Below are 19,091 nucleotides of genomic sequence, written 5' to 3'. Positions count from 1 at the left end.
ACCAAAAATTAGACTGGAATGCCCAGAAAAAATGCAATAAATCGTCTGCATATTTTTTACTCAGGTGATTACACACAATGGTCCGATCACCATATAATCCATGGTGAGGCTAGCCGCGCCTTTAGCAACAATGTCAGATTCCTCGGTCATGGACTCAGGCTGGAATGTGGCGAACGTTCAATCCGCTCAGTGTACAATAGGATGCTTCTGGAAGCCGTTGTAATGCTCCCGCTGGAGGCGGAATTGATATTTGCACCCGGCGATAAAATGATACATGAAGGGAAGATTGCGAAAACTGGAAATGTCGCACGCGTCATAAGTTATCGCGCAGCGCCTGAATTGCCTGAAATGGAATAAAGAACATGAATGTATCTTATAACTTTGAAGACATTGCACCGGGCGGCAGAATTGGTCTGGTAGCGCTGGCAACGGATTACAACAGCGAGACGGACCTCCGTCGCATGCTCCCCAAGGGTGTTGATCTCTTCACCAATCGTGTTCTCAACGCCAACCCGCTAACTATTGAGAATTTACGCGCGATGGCGGGCGACATTACCCGTGCGGCAAGCGGTTTGCTGCCCGGCATAGGCGTCGATGTCGTAATCTATGGCTGCACTTCCGGGACGGCAGCAATCGGCGGGTATGAACTGGAGCGGCTTATCCAGATTGCGCAACCGGGTGTTCCCTGTACGAACCCTATTCTCTCCGCTGGGAAAGCCCTACGAACATTCAGTGCCAAGAAAATATCTATCCTAACCCCCTATGACGACATGGTGAACGCAGCAGTCGCGGATAATTTTAAAACTGAAGGCTTTGATATCCTGAACATCGAAGGCTTCGGCCTCGATAACGATATCGAAATGACAGGCCTGCCCCCCGCTGCCATAGCAGAAGCCGCCATGCAAGTCTGCGATCCCGACGCGGATGCTCTCTTCATTTCCTGTACAGCGATCCGATCCTCTCTCGTGATTGAGGAGGTCGAACAGAAACTCGGCAAACCCGTTGTCACCAGTAATCAGGCACTGGCCTGGCATTGCCTGCAATTGATGAAAAACACATGCCAGGTCAACGGATTTGGGAAACTATTTGATAACGCGCTCTCCTCTTGAGGGTTATTCAAGAAACTAAGAGTGGCTTGCTTCCGCTACTTTCCGTCGGCTCAGGACAATTTCCCGCCATCCAAGTAACAAGGCTCCAGAGAGGATAATGGCAGCGCCAAGAACACTAATCCACCCCGGAATAACGCTAAATATCCAGAAATCATAGATCGTCGCGAATATTAGGGTGGAATATGAGAAAGGGAGCGCAAAGCTGGCATCCCCGCTCCGCATCGACTGGATATACAATGATTGTGCCGAGACCATCAACAGGCCGATAGACGCCAGTGCACCCCATTGCAACATCGTCGGTACTGACCAAAAAAAGCTGGCGGCGGAACAGGCGATCATAGCGCCAATACAATTGTTAATGATCAGAATTTGCAAAGGCGATTCACGCCCTGTCAGCATTTTGATCAGAATTACCTCTATGCCCATGCAGAAAGCAGCCAACAATGCAATATAAGCCGCTGGATCAAAAGCGGAGCCGCCTGGACGAAGCAAGATAATCGCCCCAACAAAGGCGATAGCGACCGCACTCCAACGCACAGGTCCAACACGCTCCCGAAGTAGTGGAATGGCCAGAAGCATCCCGAATATCGGATTAAGGAAGCTGATAGCCGTGGCGTCGGAAACCGGAATATGAACAACCGCCGTAAACATCAAGCTAACCCCGGCCCAGCCAAAAAATGATCGCCCAATATGAAGCCTGAATGCTGGCGCATGGAATTTCGGTCGAAGTATGAGAGATGCGCAGAAAAGCCCTACCAAGGCAAAGACAAACCGTCCTGCACTCACCTGCAAAGGATGCAGCGGTTCGCCAAGAAGGTCGGTTCCCAAAGCCTTTGCGAAGATCGTAGTTGCCGCAATGAGAGAACATGCAGCAAGCATCATCAACGCCGAACGAAGCGGATTTAACGTACCCGTGTTAATCATCCAGAGACGTGATTTCAGTACCTGTGACGATGCAAACACTAATCATTTCCCGGACACTCCCCTTAAAAAGAAAACTATAAGGACGGTAAACTCAGGCTTCAATGCAATGTTGCTTTATCTGCGCCAGCATAGTCACGTAATTGCACGACTTTACCCGACTTCGCAAAATTCGGTTCGGATTGTTTCATAACGCCCGGACGTGTCGGCAAAATAAGTCCGCAGTCCTTGAGACCTTGCGCCCATTCCAGTATTGATGATTGAGCAATTCGCACTGTAGCCGGCTCCATAAAGTGGGAAATTAGCGGTGCAATTTTCGGTTCTTGCCCATGCTGCGCGGCCACAAGAGATTGTAAAATACGCCACTCATCCTTGGAAATACCACTGCAACACAGGCACCGAATGTCGACCGGACGGCTATAGCCTGCAACCATAAGCGACAGAAAACTGTCCAAAGAGATCAAGACTCGCGGACATTTGGCTTTCCAATAAGCCTCCTGCAAGGTTGTGTAGGGCGAGAAACTCTGGCGCAGACCATCTGACCAATATCGCACACTCCACAACGTCAACTGCTCCGGGTACTTCAGGTCATTCAGACTATCGGGAATAATTTCAGGCGTGTGCATCGGTCCGTCTTTCAAGTTTTGATGTAGCGGAATTATTAATAATGATAATCATTCGCATAAATCAACCGCTTTTTTCCTTTTTCTTATTGTACCGCGCCTTTTCACCTCTCCTGATCGACGCCTTCTTGTACATTAGCAAAACCTTGACCATACATAGCCGTTGTCATAATATGTTCATATGAACATAAAAAAAGGTTCATATGAAAATTCTAACTTCTGAGCGTAACAAAGTGCAACGGAAGAAAAATGGACCTCTCGCCGCGTCAAACGCATATTATCACCCTTGTCCAGGAGATGGGGCACCAATCCGTTGAAGGCCTTGCCGATCAATTTGACGTAACGTCGCAGACCATACGTCGGGACGTTAATCGTCTGTGCGATCTTGGTTTGGTGCGCCGAGTGCATGGAGGTGTCGAACTACTCCCTAAACGTCAGAATCTGGACTATAGCGAACGCCAGATCCTCAATAGTCAGCAAAAATGGCGAATCGCAAAGGCGGTCGCGGCGCGCGTTCAGGACGGCACATCGATTGCGTTCAGCATCGGCACCACCCCGGAAGTCACGATGCAGGCCCTCGTGAACCATAATGAACTCCGCATTTTCACGAATAATCTCAATGTCGCGATGATTGCCTCTAGCAACCCATCCTTTGATGTGACAATCGTCGGCGGGCGTGTCCGTCATGGCGACCGGGATATCCTCGGGCCACAAACGGAACAGTTTTTTGACAATTACAAATTCGACGTCGGCATTTTTGGTGTTGGCGGTGTAGATGACGACGGTGTGCTGCTTGATTTCAATGAAGAGGAAGTTTCGGCCCGGCAGGCTATATCCCGCAATTGCCGTCAGACCTATCTAACTGTCGATGGCACAAAATTTGGGCGCACAGCTCATGTGCGCGGCGGCACATTGACGGATGTAAATGTCATTTTCACTGATGAGGCACTGCCCGATTGGGCCACCACTATTGTACGAAAATCCACGACCGAAATTATTGTCTGCGACGCCGAGGGAGCGGAACCTGATGAGTAGTTCCCGCCTTTTTAACGGCTCCGGTGAAGCCATCAGCCTCCAGAACCTGCAAAAAGGCTGGGGCGGCATACGCGCTGTCGATGGGATCGATCTGGAGATAGATGCGGGTAGCTTCACTGTGCTGCTGGGGCCGTCGGGCTGCGGCAAGTCAACGACGCTCAGGCTGATTGCCGGCCTTGATGAAGTTGACGGAGGACGCATACTTATTGGTGGTAAGGACGTGACTGATCAACCGGCCTCCTCCCGTGATCTTTCCATGGTATTCCAATCATACGCCCTCTTCCCGCATCTCTCTGTCGCGGAGAATATCATTTTTGGCCTGAAAGTCCGTCGCGTCGGGCGGGCAGAATGCGAACAGCGCCTGCAAGATACGGCGGATCTACTGGGGCTGTCGAACTTCCTCGATCGCCGACCAAGCCAGCTATCCGGCGGTCAGCAGCAGCGCGTTGCCCTTGGTCGCGCAATCATATCCGAACGGCCTATCTGCCTGATGGATGAGCCCTTATCCAATCTGGACGCCAAGCTGCGCCATGACATGCGGGTGGAACTAAGGGAACTGCAGACAAAGCTCGGCTTCACCATGGTCTATGTAACCCATGACCAGATCGAGGCAATTTCAATGGCAGACAAAGTTGTTTTGCTCAATGAAGGAAAGATCGAGGATGCAGCAACCGCACAGGAAATCTATGAACACCCGGCCAGCGTCTTCACCGCGAAATTCATGGGCACACCACCGATGAATATCATGCCGGCTGCGGAATTGCTCCGGGCGGCGCCGAATGCCCCTCTCCCTCCGTTCAGCGGTGAAACCCTTGTCGGCATTCGCCCGGAATCCATCCGTCTGGAGGACGGCGGTGTGAAAGCCAAAATCCACAACATTGAATATCTCGGCGCCGACACGCTCATTGACTGCCGAATTGGTGATACGGCTTGCCTTGTTCGTGTTTCCGGCGACATCCCTCCCTCTGGAGATGTGTTGTCGCTGACTTGGCCAATCGAGAAAGTACATCTGTTCGACGTCGCTTCGGGCAAACGGATTGATACCGCCTACGAGAAGGAATGAGACGCCAGTAAGGTGGGCGGAAAGTAAGCACAAGAAAAGTTGTCGTAATTTTATCAAAAAAACCAAAACCGAAAGGACAAGATGATGAAGGCACTATTCAGATCTCTTTGCGTTACGGCAGGGGCGGTCGCCCTCTCGGCCGGAACACTGGCATCGGCATACGCTGTCGATCTGCAATTCTATTTCCCGGTTGCTGTCGGTGGTAAGGCAGCCGAAACGATCCAGTCGCTGACTGATGAATATTCGGCACAGCATAAGGATGTGAATATCGATGCAATTTTCGCCGGCTCCTATCAGGATACGGTGACGAAAGCCCTGACTGCCGCACGCGGCGGCAAACCACCACAACTCTCTGTGATCCTCGCGGTCGATATGTTTACCCTGATCGACGAAGATGTCATCGTTCCATTTGACGATGCCGCCACAACAGATGAAGACAAAGCTTGGCTGAATTCCTTCTACCCGGCATTCATGAAAAACAGCCAGACGGGTGGCAAAACTTATGGCATCCCGTTCCAGCGCTCTACTCCAGTTCTTTACTACAATAAAGAAGCCTTTAAGGAAGCTGGTCTTGATCCAGAAAAAGGCCCCGCAACCTGGGAAGAAATGGTTGAGTTTGGTAAGAAGCTCGTTAAGAAAGACGCGAACGGCAATGTGACGAGGTGGGGCGTTCGCATCCCGTCATCGGGCTTTCCATATTGGCTTTTCCAGGGCCTTGCAGCCGCAAACGGCAAGGTTCTTGCTAATGAAGATGGTAATGTAACCTATTTCGACGATCCCGCCGTCATAGAAGCTCTTGAGTATCTTGTCAGCTTGAGCAAAGAGCATAACATCATGGCCCCCGGCATTATTGAATGGGGGGCAACACCAAAAGCCTTCTTTGAAGGTCAGACCGCGATGATGTGGACATCAACCGGCAACCTGACCAACGTCCGCACCAACGCACCGTTTGACTTCGGTGTCGCGATGTTGCCTGCGAAAGTTTCTCGCGGAGCGCCAACAGGTGGCGGCAACTTCTTCATTTTCAAGGACTCCAGTGACGAGCAAAAACGCGCCGCCCTTGATTTCGTGAAATGGATCACCGCCCCGAAGCAATCGGCTGAATGGACAATTGCAACCGGCTATGTGGCTCCGCGCCCCGAAACTTGGGAAACAGAAGAAATGAAGGCCTATACCGCCGACTTCCCCCCAGCGCTTGTCGCGCGAGATCAGTTGGAATTTGCCGTACCGGAACTGTCCACATATCAGAACCAGCGGGTTACGAAAATTCTCAACGATGCACTCTCTGCGGCAATTACTGGTCAAAAGGATGCTTCGACTGCCCTAAAGGAAGCCCAGGCAAAAGCTGACGCCATCCTTAAAGAGTATAGATAAGCGAAGCGGTCCCGCCGGTTTTTTCCGTTACTCCGGCGGGACTTTTTGTTTAGGTAGCCCAAATGAAATTCACGCGAACAACCGCACAGCTGAACTGGATCTACGCCTGGCTTCTCCTTAGCCCGGCGCTCATCATGTTGTTCGCCTTTACCCATTATCCAGCGATTGTCACCCTGATCAGCAGCTTCTTCTCGACACCCCGGGGGAAACGTCCGGCAAAGTTCATCGGCCTTGAAAATTATCAGGCCCTGATAAATGACGAAATCTTCTGGCATGTTATATGGAACAACCTGCTCTACGCGCTGGCGACCATTCCGATTTCAGTTGCAATCGCCCTTGTCATGGCGCTTTGGGTGAATGGCAAGCTGCGCGGACTTGGCTTTCTGCGCATGGCCTATTTCACCCCGACGGTGCTGCCGCTGATTGCTGTCGCCAATATCTGGCTATTTTTCTATACCCCCGGTTTCGGCCTGATCGATCAGATCCGCAATGGGCTTTTTGGACTACCAGACCAGAACCTCCTCGGCCAGACGGACACCGTACTCTGGGCAGTGATGGCCGTTGCCATATGGAAAGAGGCAGGCTTCTTCATGATCTTCTATCTTGCGGCGCTGCAGACCATCCCCCCTTCCTTGAAGGAGGCGGCGGATATTGAAGGGGCAAGCCGCTGGACCTTCTTTTGGCGGATCATATTCCCACTTCTTATGCCGACGACCCTTTTCGTCTCCGTTAATGCCGTGATTAATGCCTTCCGGCTGGTCGATCATATTTTTGTCATGACGGGTGGCGGTCCGGATAATGCCAGCACCTTGCTCCTGTTTTATATCTATGAACAGGCGTTCAAATATTGGCAGACAGGGTATGCCGCAACCCTGACGGTTGTGCTTCTGGCACTGCTCTCCATCCTTGCCATCGGGCAATTCTTCTTTTTCGACAGGAAGGTTCATTACCGATGAGCGAGCAAACCCTTCCCCACACAAAACCCTTCAAGTTCAGTTGGGACAAGACACTGAACACGACCGGTGCCTGGGTGCTGGCGCTGCTGTGGTTTCTGCCGCTCGCCTATGCGATCTGGACGGCGTTCCACCCCGCAATGTATGAGGTGCGTTTTGACCTGACCGCACCTCTGACGCTGGAAAACTTTACAAAGGCATGGGAGGCCGCGCCCTTTGGCCGCTATTTCCTGAACACAGTTCTCTTGGTGACGGGCATTCTGGCTGGGCAGTTCATACTCTGCACTCTGGCGGCATATGCCTTCGCCCGATTTGAATTTCCAGGAAAGTCTGTCCTTTTTACCCTTGTGCTGCTGCAGCTTCTGGTGATGCCGGACATTCTGATTGTGGAAAACTACAAGACCATGCGCCACTTGGGATTGGTTGATACAATCACGGCCATTGCCTTACCCTATCTCGCCTCCGGTTTCGGAATTTTCTTGCTGCGCCAGACCTTTATGACCATTCCGAAGGAATTGGAGGATGCGGCGCGGCTTGAGGGTTGCTCCATCCTTGGGGTGTTGTGGCGGGTGTATATCCCGCTCGCCAAACCGACTTATCTCGCTTACGGCCTCGTTTCGGTGAGCCACCACTGGAACAATTTCCTCTGGCCACTGATCATTACCAATTCGGTTGAAACCCGTCCGGTTACTGTCGGGTTGCAGGTCTTTGCCGCAGTTGATGGAGGGTTGGAATGGTCCGTGATCAATGCGGCAACCCTGCTCACCTCTGGCCCACTATTAATTGCCTTCCTCCTGTTTCAGCGGCAATTCGTCCAGAGCTTTATCCGTGCCGGAATCAAATAGTCCCAGCGATTACGGCCACCACGCTCAGGATTTTCGACTAATTTTATCGCCAGCTATGTTAAGGTCATATTATTGATTGGCCATGTAAACTTGCGGCCTTTCAGATATTCGATTGTCGGCTGCGTTTGGAGCAACGCCGAATGGGATAGGCGAAAATTTTATGGTTTGGCGTAACAACGGAGTATTTCATCGGCTTTTCTGGCTGATTGTGCTGACGGGGACAGTCCCTGCCGCCGTTTCGACGACGCTTCCGCCAACTCATTGGTGCCTCAATTTTTCCGATCTTTCTGCTCTGTTTGCGCTGCCTTCTGTTGGATGCTTCGGCGGCAGCAGTATTGCGCAGGACTATCTTGGTGCGCCCTTTAGCTGGTTCTACCTTGCCCTCTTTTGCGTTGGCCTTCTTGTTGCTGTGCTTCAGAGAAAGGTCGTTTTTGCAGCCGCCTTGTTGCCTCTCGTCCTCCTGTTCGCCAGTCCGGTATCGGAGCTTAGCGTTTATCCGGAAGAACAGCTTACTCCTGATTATTTCGAACCCAAGTCGCGGCAAACCACTACAACCATCAAGGCGACAGTAAAGGAGGTCCTACCGGATTATGACGGACAGACGGCGGAAAGCGATGCGCGATACGCCAATGTAGTGCGCTTCTTGAGCTCAGTAGAAAGTGATCTCACCGGCTACAACAACGCCCTCAAAAACATTTCCAGACTTGAAAAAAGGCTCGAAAACGCAAGGAAGGGAGCGTCCGAAGCGGGTGATTTTTTGAAGAAGGCGCAGGCCGCCGTCGACAAAATAAAGAGAATGGGCGGCTTTTTCAAAAAGACTCTTGAAAAAGCGCAGGAACTGTTGGATTTCGCCAAGAAAAACAATACAGACACCAAGAGCCGGGTAAAGCGGATCGAAAAGGAGATCACGCAGCTGACTGGCGAGAGTAAGATCTTATTCGCCAGTTATATTGCAAACCTGAACGATTTAAATACAGAGGTCACCCGTAGTCTGTCGATGGGGCCAAATCAGCATATCCGTTTCTGGACATTGCTGATCAGCGCGGCGTCTTTTCTATCTCTTCTCCTCTTTGCTTTCGGCAGCCGAATTCGTAGTCCGGAATTTGCGATTAGCTGCTTGTTCGTAATCCTGGTTGCGTTCAACCCGATGGCCAGGACGGCGGCCGGGATATCCTTCTCACAAGGATTATTCTCTCTCCTTCTTGCGTCCTATGCGTTGGTCTTGTTTATCGTGACTGCCATCAGCCTGCGCCTCTTCGCCCTTGCGATCTTGCAGAATATTCCGATTTTCGCCCAGTTCGACCGAAAGAAATCCGCCTCTTACGCGCTCTTTACGGCGCTGAGATGGATTCCGATCGGGATCTGTATCGTACTCGGCCTTTGGCTCTCACTTCAGATCGATACCCGCGCGCAGGATGCGGTCTATGGCGTTGAATGCACCAAAGAAGGAACGGGCATGTTCGAATGCGCAATCCCGACAACGGAAACACTGGTGGTCCGCGGTGAAAATCCAAATCTCGAACGTGACATCTATAATGCTGTGGATATTGCCTTCAGGAACCAGGAAATTCAGCTCGAAAGGATGCTTGCCGAGTATCGAAAGCTTGCAAAGACTTCGCCTAAACAGATTCCTGCCTTCGTGGATAAGGAATTCACCTCCGTCTATCCCGATGGCAACACACTGACAAAGAATGTTCCCAGCCTGAAGCCGCCGGAATGCAAGCTCCATCAGGTGGATTGCCATATCACACGGAAAGTCAAAATTTCTATCATTGATGCCTATGATTTTACCAGAGATCGGCAGCGGAACAGGCTAAATGAACTGACCTCTGATTTCGCGTCACTCACAGGCGAAAAAGCGGACAAACGCCTCCGCGAGATCGAGCTTTATCTTAGCACCACCCTCGATGCGACCAAGCGGAGTGTACGTAATATCATCGCCGATGTTTTCTGGACCGTCCGGAGTCTGAACTTGCTGGCCACTCTGATCCTGATTGTCGCTGCGGTGAAGAGTTTCGCCTATATCTTTTCCCGCGTCGCCTTCAAGAGCGAGTCCGGAAAGGCACTTCCCATCGAAAATCTCGGACTGGGGAAAGAGCAAGATGCCAGTTCTCCCCCGGATATCCTGAGCGGTTACGATCCGGAATATATCTTCCGACCCGACGACAACGGCAAATACTACATCAAACCCGCGCTGAGTCCCTCCGGCTCCTCCCAAGGCATTGCCTGGCCGCAGCCGCATAAAGCGATCCTCCGGCGGCTATTCTCCGGCACCTATAAGATGGTCAAGGTGAATCCGCATGAAGACCTAAGCGATATGATTTCTATCCAGACTTCACAGGGGCGGCAGTTCCTTGAATGGAACCTGAAACCGGGGGAGCGTGTCTATTTCTCGCAAGGCAATCTCGCAGCATTCAGCGAGACCATCCGCCTAGAAACCCATATTTCGCTCAGCCTGACAGCGATGGCTTTCGGGCGCATGTTTTTCTCCGTCGCGGAAGGCCCGGGGAAACTTGTCCTGCGCACTTTCGGAAAACCAGAAGTCTATACATCGAAGGACAATTCACGGGCGATCGATCCGCTCCGTTTTATCGGATGGAGCGATCAGGCGCATTTTCACATCAACTCATCCTCAAGCCTTGAGAATATCTATTTCCACTCGGCGCAGATCCGCTTTTCTCATGGCGGCGCAGCGATTGGTGATGTGTCAGAAAACGGCAAAAGAGGCGCGGGCGCCATCCGATTTATACCGCCCGTTTTCCTCCCCTTCTAGAGCTAAACTTCTTCGCGCCATTCGTCTCCAAGAAGTTCAGGGTCACTATAGTCATAAAAATCCTGAAGATGCTGGTCCGCGCCCTCATTAAAGAACCGCACAGCAAGTGCATTAACCAGCCTCTCCGCACCGATATTCACGCCTGGGATATCGCTGCTGACGGCGGCATGGCTTAAAGTCGTTGCCGCATTGAAAAGATGAATACGGTTGAGAAATGGCGCAATACCGTTCTCTTTTTCGAGAAATTCGAATGCGGGACCAAGATACGGGAAACGGCCTAATTCCTCATTTGCGACATCCGCTGGCGGCGTATAGCAATCCTGCCAAAGCAGGACTTTACCGGCATGATCCGCAAGTTCTGCCTGGCGCTTTATGTCAATCGCATATCCAGTTCCGAGAATAACAAAATCACCGGTAAATTCTTCTTTGTCTGTCTCAATCGTGATTTTCTGATCGTTAAACTTGACGTCTTTAACTCCTGAATCCGTATGGATATGGAAATTCGAATATTCCTTTAACCGCAACATCGACCGTCGGGGGGCGGCAACGCGAGCTTCTTGCCCATGATGGAGAAACCGCCAGCGCGTCTCGTCATCCAACGAATAATAGCCGCGCAAAAATCCGGCATACGCGATATTCTTGAATTTATTCAGTCTCGGAATACTCTCCGACCGCATCAAGAGACTAACTTTATTCGCACCATTTTCGAGTGCGACCGCCGCATTATCAACGGCCGACGCAGCACCTCCGATAACCAGGACATCTTTTCCCCGAAGCGCTGGGAAATCGATCATCTCTTCTGTATGGGCATAGAATTTCTTTGGTATATCTTTGAAGATACCCGGCACCCGAACCCCGCCGAAGGCAGAACGCCCGGTTGCCATCACCAGACGTCGGGTTAGAACTTCGAAATCCCCGTCTGACCCAAGAAACTGAAGTCGCAACAACTCCCCATCCGGAATTATTTTCTTAAGAGCATTATTGTTTTCAACAGGAATTTCGAGGATCTGGCGATACCACCGCAGATAGTTCATCCAAGTTTCACGCGGTATATGTTCCAGCTCGTCCCATGTCTCGTCATCCACTTGCGTGCGATACCAAGATTGAAACGTAAGAGACGGAAGGCCCATATGTGGCCCGGGCAGACGCTTGGGCGAACGGAGCGTTCTCATTCTGGCAGTTGTGGCCCAAGGCCCTTCAAACCCTTCATCCCCCGCGTCGAAAATCCGAAAATTCCTGATCCCTTCCTTTGTTAAACCAAAGGCGGCTGCCATGCCGCACATACCACCACCAATAATGGCCACATCGAGGGCTTCGCGTCCCACACTATCGTTGAGCGGCTTAACCCAGTTGTCTGTCGGATAATTCAAATATCCTAATTCACGTCGAATTTGTTCTTCCAGCGCTCTCAGACCATGCTCTTTAGTATTCATCATTTTTACTTTTTTATTTTTAGTCACGCTCAGCATACGGCATGATTTCATAAATTCATCCGAAATCTGTCGGCGGCGCAACCTTGACACTCACGCCTGATATTGAAATAAGACTTACCAACGGCGCGCCGCTTGCTTAGAGTAGAGCAAACACGGATGGAACAAGGGGATATCGTTGAAAGCAGTCATCTTAGCCGGTGGGCTCGGCACTCGTATTTCAGAAGAATCCCACCTCAAGCCAAAGCCCATGATCGAAATCGGCAATTATCCGATTTTGTGGCATATCATGAAGATCTATTCCCATTACGGTATACATGATTTCGTCATCTGCCTTGGCTACCGCAGCTATGTCATCAAGGAATATTTCGCCAACTATTTCTTGCATCGCTCGGATGTCACGTTCGATCTTGAAAGCAACCAGATCACCTATCACAAGGCAAAAGCGGAACCTTGGCGCGTGACGCTAGTGGAAACGGGCGAGGCGACAATGACCGGCGGCCGCCTGAAACGCGTCGCGAGCTACCTCGATCCGGATGAGACTTTTTGCATGACCTATGGCGACGGCGTGGCCGACGTCGATATCGCCAAGCTGACAGCCTTTCATAAGGCTGAGGGGCGCGAAGCTACATTAACGGCGGTGGCACCTCCGGGCCGGTTTGGCGCTACCGTCATTGAAAACGGCGCAGTGAAGGAATTTGTCGAGAAACCGGCGGGTGATAACGGGCTGATTAACGGCGGCTTTTTCGTATTGGAGCCATCTGTATTAGACCGAATTTCCGGCGATGATATGCCATGGGAAAATGATCCACTCACCGGCCTTGCGGCCGACGGGCAGCTTTCGGCGTTTCGCCATAAAGGTTTTTGGCAACCGATGGATACCCTGCGCGAGAAAAACTATCTTGAAAAATTATGGAACGACGGCAAAGCACCTTGGCGAGTCTGGGAATAGTGGAAGGATCGCAAAATGACGTCCGCCCCTGTTAATCCGGAATTTTGGAAAGGCCGCCGTGTCCTGCTGACTGGACACACGGGGTTCAAGGGCTCTTGGGCTGCGGCTTGGCTCTCAAAAATGGGTGCGAAAGTTACCGGTATTTCGCTTGCCGCAGAGGGCGACGTCTCCCTCTATAACAGCATCGCAAATCAACTTTCCATAACCTCCCATATTATCGATATTCGCGATGCGGAAGCACTCACCGCAGCCGTTCGGGACAGTAATCCGGAGATTGTCCTCCATATGGCGGCGCAAGCCCTCGTTCGACGCTCCTACCGTGAGTCGGTGTACACCTATGAAACCAATGTCATGGGCACCGTCAACCTGCTGCAAGCCCTACGGGAACTGGAAGAGCTCAAAGCTGCGCTGATCATTACCAGCGACAAGGTTTACCAGAACAACGAGGATGGCCGCGCCTTCAAGGAAAGCGACCCTCTCGGCGGCGATGACCCTTACTCCTCCTCCAAGGCCGCCTGTGAAATCGCGGCGGCTTCCTATGCAAAGAGCTTTTATCTTGAAAAAGGCATTCCAATTGCGACGGGACGCGCTGGCAATGTGATCGGTGGGGGGGATTTTTCCGAAGACCGCCTCATCCCCGACATTTGGCGTGCCGCGCGGGCTGGCGAGAGTGTAACACTTCGCTATCCTGGTGCCACACGCCCCTGGCAACACGTTCTTGAATCCGTTTCGGGCTATCTTGTCTATTTGCAAGCTTTGGCAGGGGGCAATGGCGCAGAGCTGCCCAAGGCGCTTAACTTTGGCCCCCGGGACGGCAAGGTCGTCACTGTCGGCGAAATTGCACGTGCGGTTCAACAGGCATTCGGCATTGAACGCGATTGGGCTCTCGTGAATGAGGAACAACCGCCTGAAAAATCGCATCTGGCGCTCGATACCTCGCTGGCGAAAGAAACGCTCGGCTGGCAGTCGAGATGGACATCCTCTGAAACGCTTACTAAAACAGTCGAATGGTATAAAGCCTTTGGCGAGACGACCGACATTTACGCCTTCACCCTCTCGCAAATTGACGAATATGAGGCCACTTCATGACAAGCCCCCTTACCTGCCGTTTCTGTCATCAAGAATTGTCCCGAACATTCGTGGATTTGGGCTCCACGCCACTCGCCAACAGCTATTTGCGCGAAGAGCGGGATATCGCGGCGGAAAAATCATATCCACTCCATGCCCGGGTTTGTGAGAACTGTTTTCTGGTTCAGGTGGAGGATGTTGTTCCTGCGGAAGATATTTTTTCCGATTACGCTTATTTTTCTTCCTTCTCCAGTAGTTGGGTGGAGCATGCGAAGGCTTATTCAGAAAAACTCATCGAAAAGCTCGGCCTTGGCAAAGACTCCCTCGTTGCGGAAATTGCCAGCAATGACGGCTATCTTCTGAAGCATTTCGTCGCGAAAGATATTCCTGTCCTGGGGATTGAGCCGGCCGCGAATGTCGCCAAGGCGGCGGAGAAGGTGGGCGTCAAGACGGAGGTTGCCTTTTTTGGCGTGGAGACGGCAACCCGTCTCGCGAAGAACGGCCTGCAGGCTGATTTGATGGCCGCCAATAACGTCATGGCCCATGTACCGGACATCAATGATTTTATTGGCGGTGTTCCCGTCCTGCTTGGCGAAGAGGGTGTTTTCACGATCGAATTCCCCCATCTCCTGAACCTGATCGAAAAAGTCCAGTTCGATACCATCTATCATGAACATTATTCCTATCTTTCGCTTCTGACGGTCGAGAAGATTTTAACTGCCCATGGGCTGAGAGTTTTTGATGTGGAAGAATTACCGACCCATGGCGGATCTCTCCGCGTCTTTGCCTGCCACAAGTCGACGCAAAAATATACAGATACGGCTGGATTAAATGCCCTCCGCAAGAAGGAAGCTACGGCAGGCCTTGACACAATTGGGGCCTATCAGAATTTCACCCCACGTGTAGAAAAAGTGCGCGATGACCTTCTTGCCTTCCTGAAAACGGCGAAGGCCGACGGGAAAAAAGTTGCGGGTTATGGTGCTGCGGCCAAGGGCAACACATTGCTTAACTATTGCGGTGTCGGCCCTGAACTCATCGATTTTGTTGTTGATCGCAATCCCGAGAAACAGGGCACCCTGCTCCCCGGTAGCCACATTCCAGTTTTCGCACCCGAAAAAATTGCAACCGAAAAGCCGGACTATGTCTTGATCCTCCCATGGAACCTGGCCGACGAGATTTCCAGCGAAATGGCGGAAGTCAAGGGCTGGGGCGGACAGTTTGTTATTCCCATACCGGAGCTTATGATCCTTTCATGATCTTTAACGAAACGGAAATCAAAGGGGCATATCTGATTGAACCGGAATTCATCAAGGATGAGCGTGGTTACTTCGCCCGGACCTTTTGTGAGAATGAATTCAAAGAGGCTGGCATCGATTTCCACCCCGTTCAAAGCAATGTTTCCAATAACAATCAAGCATATACATTGCGAGGAATGCATTTTCATGCTGCGCCTTATGAGGAAACAAAGCTCGTGCGGTGCAGCGCAGGGAGAGTTTTCGATGTCGTCGTCGATATCCGACCGGAGTCCCCCTCCTTCCGGAAGTGGCTGGGGATAGAACTAAGCCGTGAGAATGGCCGCGCCTTTTATATTCCAGCGGGTTGCGCCCATGGATTTCTTACATTAGAGGATGGCAGCGACGTCTTCTACCAAATGAGTCCGGCCTATACGCCCGGCCATGATAGAGGGTTCCGCTGGAACGACCCCACCATTGGTATTGACTGGCCCGGTGAGCCCAAAGTGATTTCCGCGCGAGATGCTAAGCTAGCCGCGCTTGATGAGGTTATCGGATGAAACGCTGCCTGATTACCGGCGCAACGGGCTTTATCGGATCCCATGCAGTCCGCCGGCTTCTTGACGAAGGATGGCAGGTCGTTTCAGTGTCGCGCGGCCTCGCCCCATCGCATTCGCAGCATCATAAACATATCCCGCTTGATCTACATGATCCAGCTGCCGTGGAAAAGATATTTGAACATCATCAGCCAACCCACCTGATCCATCTCGCATGGGAGGCAACGCCCGGTAAGTTTTGGCATTCAACCGAGAATTTCCGCTGGATCTCCTCAAGCGCCAATCTACTGGATGCCTTTGTGCGCCATGGTGGCGAAAAGGCGGTTCTGGCGGCTAGCTGCGCTGAGTATAAATGGGGAAATGCCCTACTTGATGAAGACACATCACCACTAAACGCGACGACCTATTATTCTGCGTCCAAACTTGCCTTTAAAGGCCTTGCCGAGGTTATCGCGAAAGATATTTCCCTAGTCTGGGCGCGGATTTTCTTCCCCTATGGACCCGATGAGGATGAGAACAAGCTGATCTCCTATATCTTCCGGGAAATCTCCAAAGACCGCCTACCTGCTATCCAGACTCCGGACCGTGCTGTTGACCTGATCCATGTCAAAGACGTCGCAGCCGCCTTTGAAAGGCTCGCCGCATCGGAGGCAAGCGGAACAATCAATATTTGCTCCGGCGAAGCTCATCTCCCGCATGAAATCGCCCATGAATTTGCCAAGCTTCTGGAAAAGCCTCAACTGGAGAAAAAACTACTTCAGAATATTGTAAGCCACCGCGCAAATGTAACGGTCTGCGGAAATAACGCAAAACTAGCGGCATTTCTAGGCGACGGACTCCCAAAATCTCTGCCGGAAGGCCTGCGCAGTTATCATAAGCCTATAGGCGTAGCGTAACCAATAGTATGAAGCAGGACTATCGAACTAAACTGTTTCTTGATAGAAACAAGCAACTGCAAAAATATTTGTGGTCATGAATAGGATTATTTTCTTTACGGCGGTCTCGTGAACAAACGGATACAGAAATTAAACAGGCGCATTGCGCTGCACCGGAATGTCCGCACGATGCGGTTTCCAACACTTACTCGGTTGTTCTTTGATACTCCGGGTCTACCCACGTATTTTGGAAAAAATAGCTACCCCTTCCAAGACCCCGTTTTAGAAAGAATTTGCAATGCTTTCAAGCTTGCCGACGAAGCCAGTGAACAAGAAGATATATGGACTGAACTGACAGCTAGCAACGCGGATTTCATTCAAGCCCTGCGGAACAAGGATTTTGAGTTTCTCAGAACGTCCTTTTCCAATCTTTTCCATGGCCCACTATTGTTCGGAATGGGCCATACGGATATTTTCTTAACAAAAAAAAGTCCATATGACCGGCAATACTTTTCTTTGAGATGTCGTGATGCGGTTCAGGCTCTCGGGGAAGCGCTTGCCATCAAACCCCTCTCGTCAAATCAGCAGACGTCCCTCGATGATTACATCGAATCAACGAATGCTGATCTGGAAGAACACATTGAAAAGATTGAAGAAACACTCGGGCATTCGATAGAGGTACCAAACGTTGGAAGGTCGCCTGCAGCCAAGATCGGGCGTTACCAAATTAGTCCGGATTCGGCCCGTCACGCCTATGTTATGTATAGGGTAAAACAACTTGGCTTCAACTCAGACGACGCTATTCTTGAGATCGGTGGCGGTTTCGGCAATGTGGCGCGCTACGCATTTCTGCAAGGCTTTCGAAACTATACAATTATCGATATCCCCTATGTAACTGCCATTCAAGCCGCATTCCTTGCTGCAACTATTGGTGAAGAGAATATTTCTCTGATGGGTGAAGACCCGGTCGGAGGAATTAAAATCTATCCCTCCACACAGAAAAGAAACCTGCCAGGGACAATCGACCTTGCAATCAACATGGATTCCCTGCCTGAGATCAACATGACTGAGTCCATAGAATATCTTCGATTCATCAACTCAAAAGGCCGGTATTTCTTGTCCATTAATCAGGAAGCACAGAAAACGCACAAAGGAAAAATAAAACAATATTGCGTGCCGGACCTCATTAACATGGTCGGAAATTTCAAACGCCTGCACCGGCATCCCTACTGGATGGAACAGGGTTACGCCGAGGAATATTACGCAGTTGAAATGGAAGACAACCAAACATGATCCGAGCCTCAAACTGGTGCAAACGAAAAATGTACAGGTGATAAATTGTCCCTGATTTCAATTGGCATGCCGCTCTATAATGCCGAGAAACATATCCGGCAGTCCTTGGACAGCCTGTTGCGTCAAACGCACACAGATTTCGAAATTATCATTTCGGATAATAATTCCACCGACGATACATTCGGGATAGTTCAGGACTATGCCGCGCGCGACAGTCGAATAAAGATCTTCCAGCAGCCGGAGAATATCGGTCCAATCCCGAACTTTCAGTTCGTCCTGCAGCAAGCCAGTGGCGACTATTTTATGTGGCGATCCTACGATGATTGGTCGGACGATAACTATCTCGAAGCGCTGGGGCAATTGCTGGATGCTGACAGTGGCATCGATCTCGCTGTGGCAAATGTCGTCAAGGTAAAAGACAGCGAAGAAAAACCGGTAGATATTAATATCGAAAGAGCAAAAGGCGTTAAGTCCTTTTCTAGTTCTCTTACAATGCTGAAATTATCGCATCCAGGTTGGATGTATGGCCTGTTCCGCCGGCAGGTGGCACTGGATGCCATAAATGACGTCGTTGAGAATTTTCCGCATGTCTGGGGCTGGGATCACCTGATCCTGTTTCCTACCGTCTCCCGAAATCGAGTTGGTGCATCGGGTGAGACACGGTTTTTCCAGCGAGAAACAGGCATTTCCAACAACCGTTACCGGCCCAAAATGCCTAAAGAACAAATTCGGTTGGCAAAAGATTTTTATCATATATGCCAGCGCAGTTACCAAAGCTCCAATGCTTCAGCCTTGGCAAAAATTGCCATGACCTTTTATCTACTGAGATATACAAGCTCGAAAACCGAGAAATTCACCCGTATCTTGCGGATCGCACTAAAGCTTCGTAAACCATGACTTTGAGTGCAAAAAGAAAGCTGATTGATTGCAAAGAACCCGGCGATTGTTTATAGAGAAAAAGCGAGTATTTTGAGCATTTCAGCTCTTC

17 protein-coding genes are annotated in these 19,091 nt (G+C 50.9%); 14 read left to right on the top strand and 3 right to left on the bottom strand.

The annotated features are described in order from the left end of the window. Positions 1 to 362 precede the first annotated feature (362 nt). Positions 363 to 1,109, top strand: a complete 747-nt coding sequence (locus LKE13_RS07130; RefSeq protein WP_227949664.1) for a hypothetical protein — start codon at positions 363 to 365, stop codon at positions 1,107 to 1,109. A 15-nt stretch (positions 1,110 to 1,124) separates the two neighbouring features. Here the strand turns inward: LKE13_RS07130 and LKE13_RS07125 are convergent, their stop codons facing one another. Both LKE13_RS07125 and LKE13_RS07120 read right to left on the bottom strand, forming a co-directional pair. Continuing rightward, positions 1,125 to 2,072: a DMT family transporter gene (locus LKE13_RS07125; protein ID WP_227949662.1), complete on the bottom strand. Its 948-nt coding sequence runs from the start codon at positions 2,070 to 2,072 to the stop codon at positions 1,125 to 1,127. Between the two features lie 59 nt (positions 2,073 to 2,131). Then, the gene (locus LKE13_RS07120; protein WP_227949660.1) at positions 2,132 to 2,656 is read right to left on the bottom strand and encodes a hypothetical protein; all 525 of its coding nucleotides are present in this window, start codon (positions 2,654 to 2,656) and stop codon (positions 2,132 to 2,134) included. Positions 2,657 to 2,902: 246 nt separating this feature from the next. Between LKE13_RS07120 and LKE13_RS07115 the strand changes: the two genes are divergently transcribed. The 6 genes from LKE13_RS07115 to LKE13_RS07090 all read left to right on the top strand — a co-directional run bounded on the left by LKE13_RS07115 (position 2,903) and on the right by LKE13_RS07090 (position 10,696). Further along, complete coding sequence (locus LKE13_RS07115; RefSeq protein WP_227949658.1) at positions 2,903 to 3,688, top strand: DeoR/GlpR family DNA-binding transcription regulator; 786 nt, start codon at positions 2,903 to 2,905, stop codon at positions 3,686 to 3,688. Next, complete coding sequence (locus LKE13_RS07110; protein WP_227949655.1) at positions 3,681 to 4,751, top strand: ABC transporter ATP-binding protein; 1,071 nt, start codon at positions 3,681 to 3,683, stop codon at positions 4,749 to 4,751. The genes LKE13_RS07115 and LKE13_RS07110 overlap by 8 nt, the downstream gene beginning before the upstream one ends. Before the next feature lie 84 nt (positions 4,752 to 4,835). Next, positions 4,836 to 6,125 carry an ABC transporter substrate-binding protein gene (locus tag LKE13_RS07105; protein WP_227949653.1) on the top strand — a complete coding sequence of 430 codons (1,290 nt, stop codon included), beginning with the start codon at positions 4,836 to 4,838 and terminating at the stop codon, positions 6,123 to 6,125. 62 nt (positions 6,126 to 6,187) lie between these two features. After that, positions 6,188 to 7,081: a carbohydrate ABC transporter permease gene (locus LKE13_RS07100; protein ID WP_227949651.1), complete on the top strand. Its 894-nt coding sequence runs from the start codon at positions 6,188 to 6,190 to the stop codon at positions 7,079 to 7,081. Further along, positions 7,078 to 7,923: a carbohydrate ABC transporter permease gene (locus LKE13_RS07095; protein WP_227949649.1), complete on the top strand. Its 846-nt coding sequence runs from the start codon at positions 7,078 to 7,080 to the stop codon at positions 7,921 to 7,923. The genes LKE13_RS07100 and LKE13_RS07095 overlap by 4 nt, the downstream gene beginning before the upstream one ends. Positions 7,924 to 8,083: 160 nt before the next feature. Continuing rightward, positions 8,084 to 10,696: an AIM24 family protein gene (locus LKE13_RS07090; RefSeq protein WP_227949647.1), complete on the top strand. Its 2,613-nt coding sequence runs from the start codon at positions 8,084 to 8,086 to the stop codon at positions 10,694 to 10,696. A gap of 2 nt (positions 10,697 to 10,698) precedes the next feature. On the opposite strand, the gene LKE13_RS07085 is transcribed toward LKE13_RS07090, so the two are convergent. After that, a complete protein-coding gene (locus tag LKE13_RS07085) occupies positions 10,699 to 12,132 on the bottom strand; it encodes an NAD(P)-binding domain-containing protein (RefSeq protein WP_227949645.1) in 1,434 nt (477 codons plus the stop codon). Between the two features lie 172 nt (positions 12,133 to 12,304). Here LKE13_RS07085 and rfbF point away from each other — a divergent pair, with 172 nt between their 5' ends. The 7 genes from rfbF to LKE13_RS07050 all read left to right on the top strand — a co-directional run bounded on the left by rfbF (position 12,305) and on the right by LKE13_RS07050 (position 19,000). Beyond that, positions 12,305 to 13,078 (top strand): glucose-1-phosphate cytidylyltransferase, encoded by a 774-nt coding sequence (gene rfbF, locus LKE13_RS07080; protein ID WP_227949643.1) that lies wholly within the window; start codon positions 12,305 to 12,307, stop codon positions 13,076 to 13,078. Between the two features lie 15 nt (positions 13,079 to 13,093). Next, positions 13,094 to 14,167 carry a CDP-glucose 4,6-dehydratase gene (gene rfbG / locus LKE13_RS07075; RefSeq protein WP_227949642.1) on the top strand — a complete coding sequence of 358 codons (1,074 nt, stop codon included), beginning with the start codon at positions 13,094 to 13,096 and terminating at the stop codon, positions 14,165 to 14,167. Next, positions 14,164 to 15,402 carry a class I SAM-dependent methyltransferase gene (locus LKE13_RS07070; protein ID WP_227949641.1) on the top strand — a complete coding sequence of 413 codons (1,239 nt, stop codon included), beginning with the start codon at positions 14,164 to 14,166 and terminating at the stop codon, positions 15,400 to 15,402. The genes rfbG and LKE13_RS07070 overlap by 4 nt, the downstream gene beginning before the upstream one ends. Next, positions 15,399 to 15,938: a dTDP-4-dehydrorhamnose 3,5-epimerase gene (gene rfbC, locus LKE13_RS07065; protein ID WP_227949640.1), complete on the top strand. Its 540-nt coding sequence runs from the start codon at positions 15,399 to 15,401 to the stop codon at positions 15,936 to 15,938. The genes LKE13_RS07070 and rfbC overlap by 4 nt, the downstream gene beginning before the upstream one ends. Beyond that, complete coding sequence (locus LKE13_RS07060; RefSeq protein ID WP_227949639.1) at positions 15,935 to 16,831, top strand: NAD-dependent epimerase/dehydratase family protein; 897 nt, start codon at positions 15,935 to 15,937, stop codon at positions 16,829 to 16,831. Before rfbC ends, LKE13_RS07060 begins: the two co-directional genes overlap by 4 nt. A 108-nt stretch (positions 16,832 to 16,939) precedes the next feature. Continuing rightward, positions 16,940 to 18,103 (top strand): hypothetical protein, encoded by a 1,164-nt coding sequence (locus LKE13_RS07055; RefSeq protein WP_227949638.1) that lies wholly within the window; start codon positions 16,940 to 16,942, stop codon positions 18,101 to 18,103. 45 nt (positions 18,104 to 18,148) lie between these two features. Next, a complete protein-coding gene (locus LKE13_RS07050; protein WP_227949637.1) occupies positions 18,149 to 19,000 on the top strand; it encodes a glycosyltransferase family 2 protein in 852 nt (283 codons plus the stop codon). The last annotated feature ends 91 nt before the right edge of the window (positions 19,001 to 19,091 follow it).

This window comes from Sneathiella sp. HT1-7 (genome assembly GCF_020731145.1).
Lineage (GTDB): Bacteria > Pseudomonadota > Alphaproteobacteria > Sneathiellales > Sneathiellaceae > Sneathiella.
This window is presented reverse-complemented; position numbering and strand designations above follow the sequence as displayed.

Bases quoted from the DNA above. Each gene is read 5' to 3' on its own strand.
- LKE13_RS07130 (WP_227949664.1), top strand. From the start codon at position 363: ATGAATGTATCTTATAACTTTGAAGACATTGCACCGGGCGGCAGAATT.
- LKE13_RS07120 (WP_227949660.1), bottom strand. From the start codon at position 2,656: ATGCACACGCCTGAAATTATTCCCGATAGTCTGAATGACCTGAAGTAC.
- LKE13_RS07115 (WP_227949658.1), top strand. From the start codon at position 2,903: ATGGACCTCTCGCCGCGTCAAACGCATATTATCACCCTTGTCCAGGAG.
- LKE13_RS07110 (WP_227949655.1), top strand. From the start codon at position 3,681: ATGAGTAGTTCCCGCCTTTTTAACGGCTCCGGTGAAGCCATCAGCCTC.
- LKE13_RS07105 (WP_227949653.1), top strand. From the start codon at position 4,836: ATGAAGGCACTATTCAGATCTCTTTGCGTTACGGCAGGGGCGGTCGCC.
- LKE13_RS07100 (WP_227949651.1), top strand. From the start codon at position 6,188: ATGAAATTCACGCGAACAACCGCACAGCTGAACTGGATCTACGCCTGG.
- LKE13_RS07095 (WP_227949649.1), top strand. From the start codon at position 7,078: ATGAGCGAGCAAACCCTTCCCCACACAAAACCCTTCAAGTTCAGTTGG.
- LKE13_RS07090 (WP_227949647.1), top strand. From the start codon at position 8,084: ATGGTTTGGCGTAACAACGGAGTATTTCATCGGCTTTTCTGGCTGATT.
- LKE13_RS07085 (WP_227949645.1), bottom strand. From the start codon at position 12,132: ATGATGAATACTAAAGAGCATGGTCTGAGAGCGCTGGAAGAACAAATT.
- rfbG (WP_227949642.1), top strand. From the start codon at position 13,094: ATGACGTCCGCCCCTGTTAATCCGGAATTTTGGAAAGGCCGCCGTGTC.
- LKE13_RS07070 (WP_227949641.1), top strand. From the start codon at position 14,164: ATGACAAGCCCCCTTACCTGCCGTTTCTGTCATCAAGAATTGTCCCGA.
- rfbC (WP_227949640.1), top strand. From the start codon at position 15,399: ATGATCTTTAACGAAACGGAAATCAAAGGGGCATATCTGATTGAACCG.
- LKE13_RS07060 (WP_227949639.1), top strand. From the start codon at position 15,935: ATGAAACGCTGCCTGATTACCGGCGCAACGGGCTTTATCGGATCCCAT.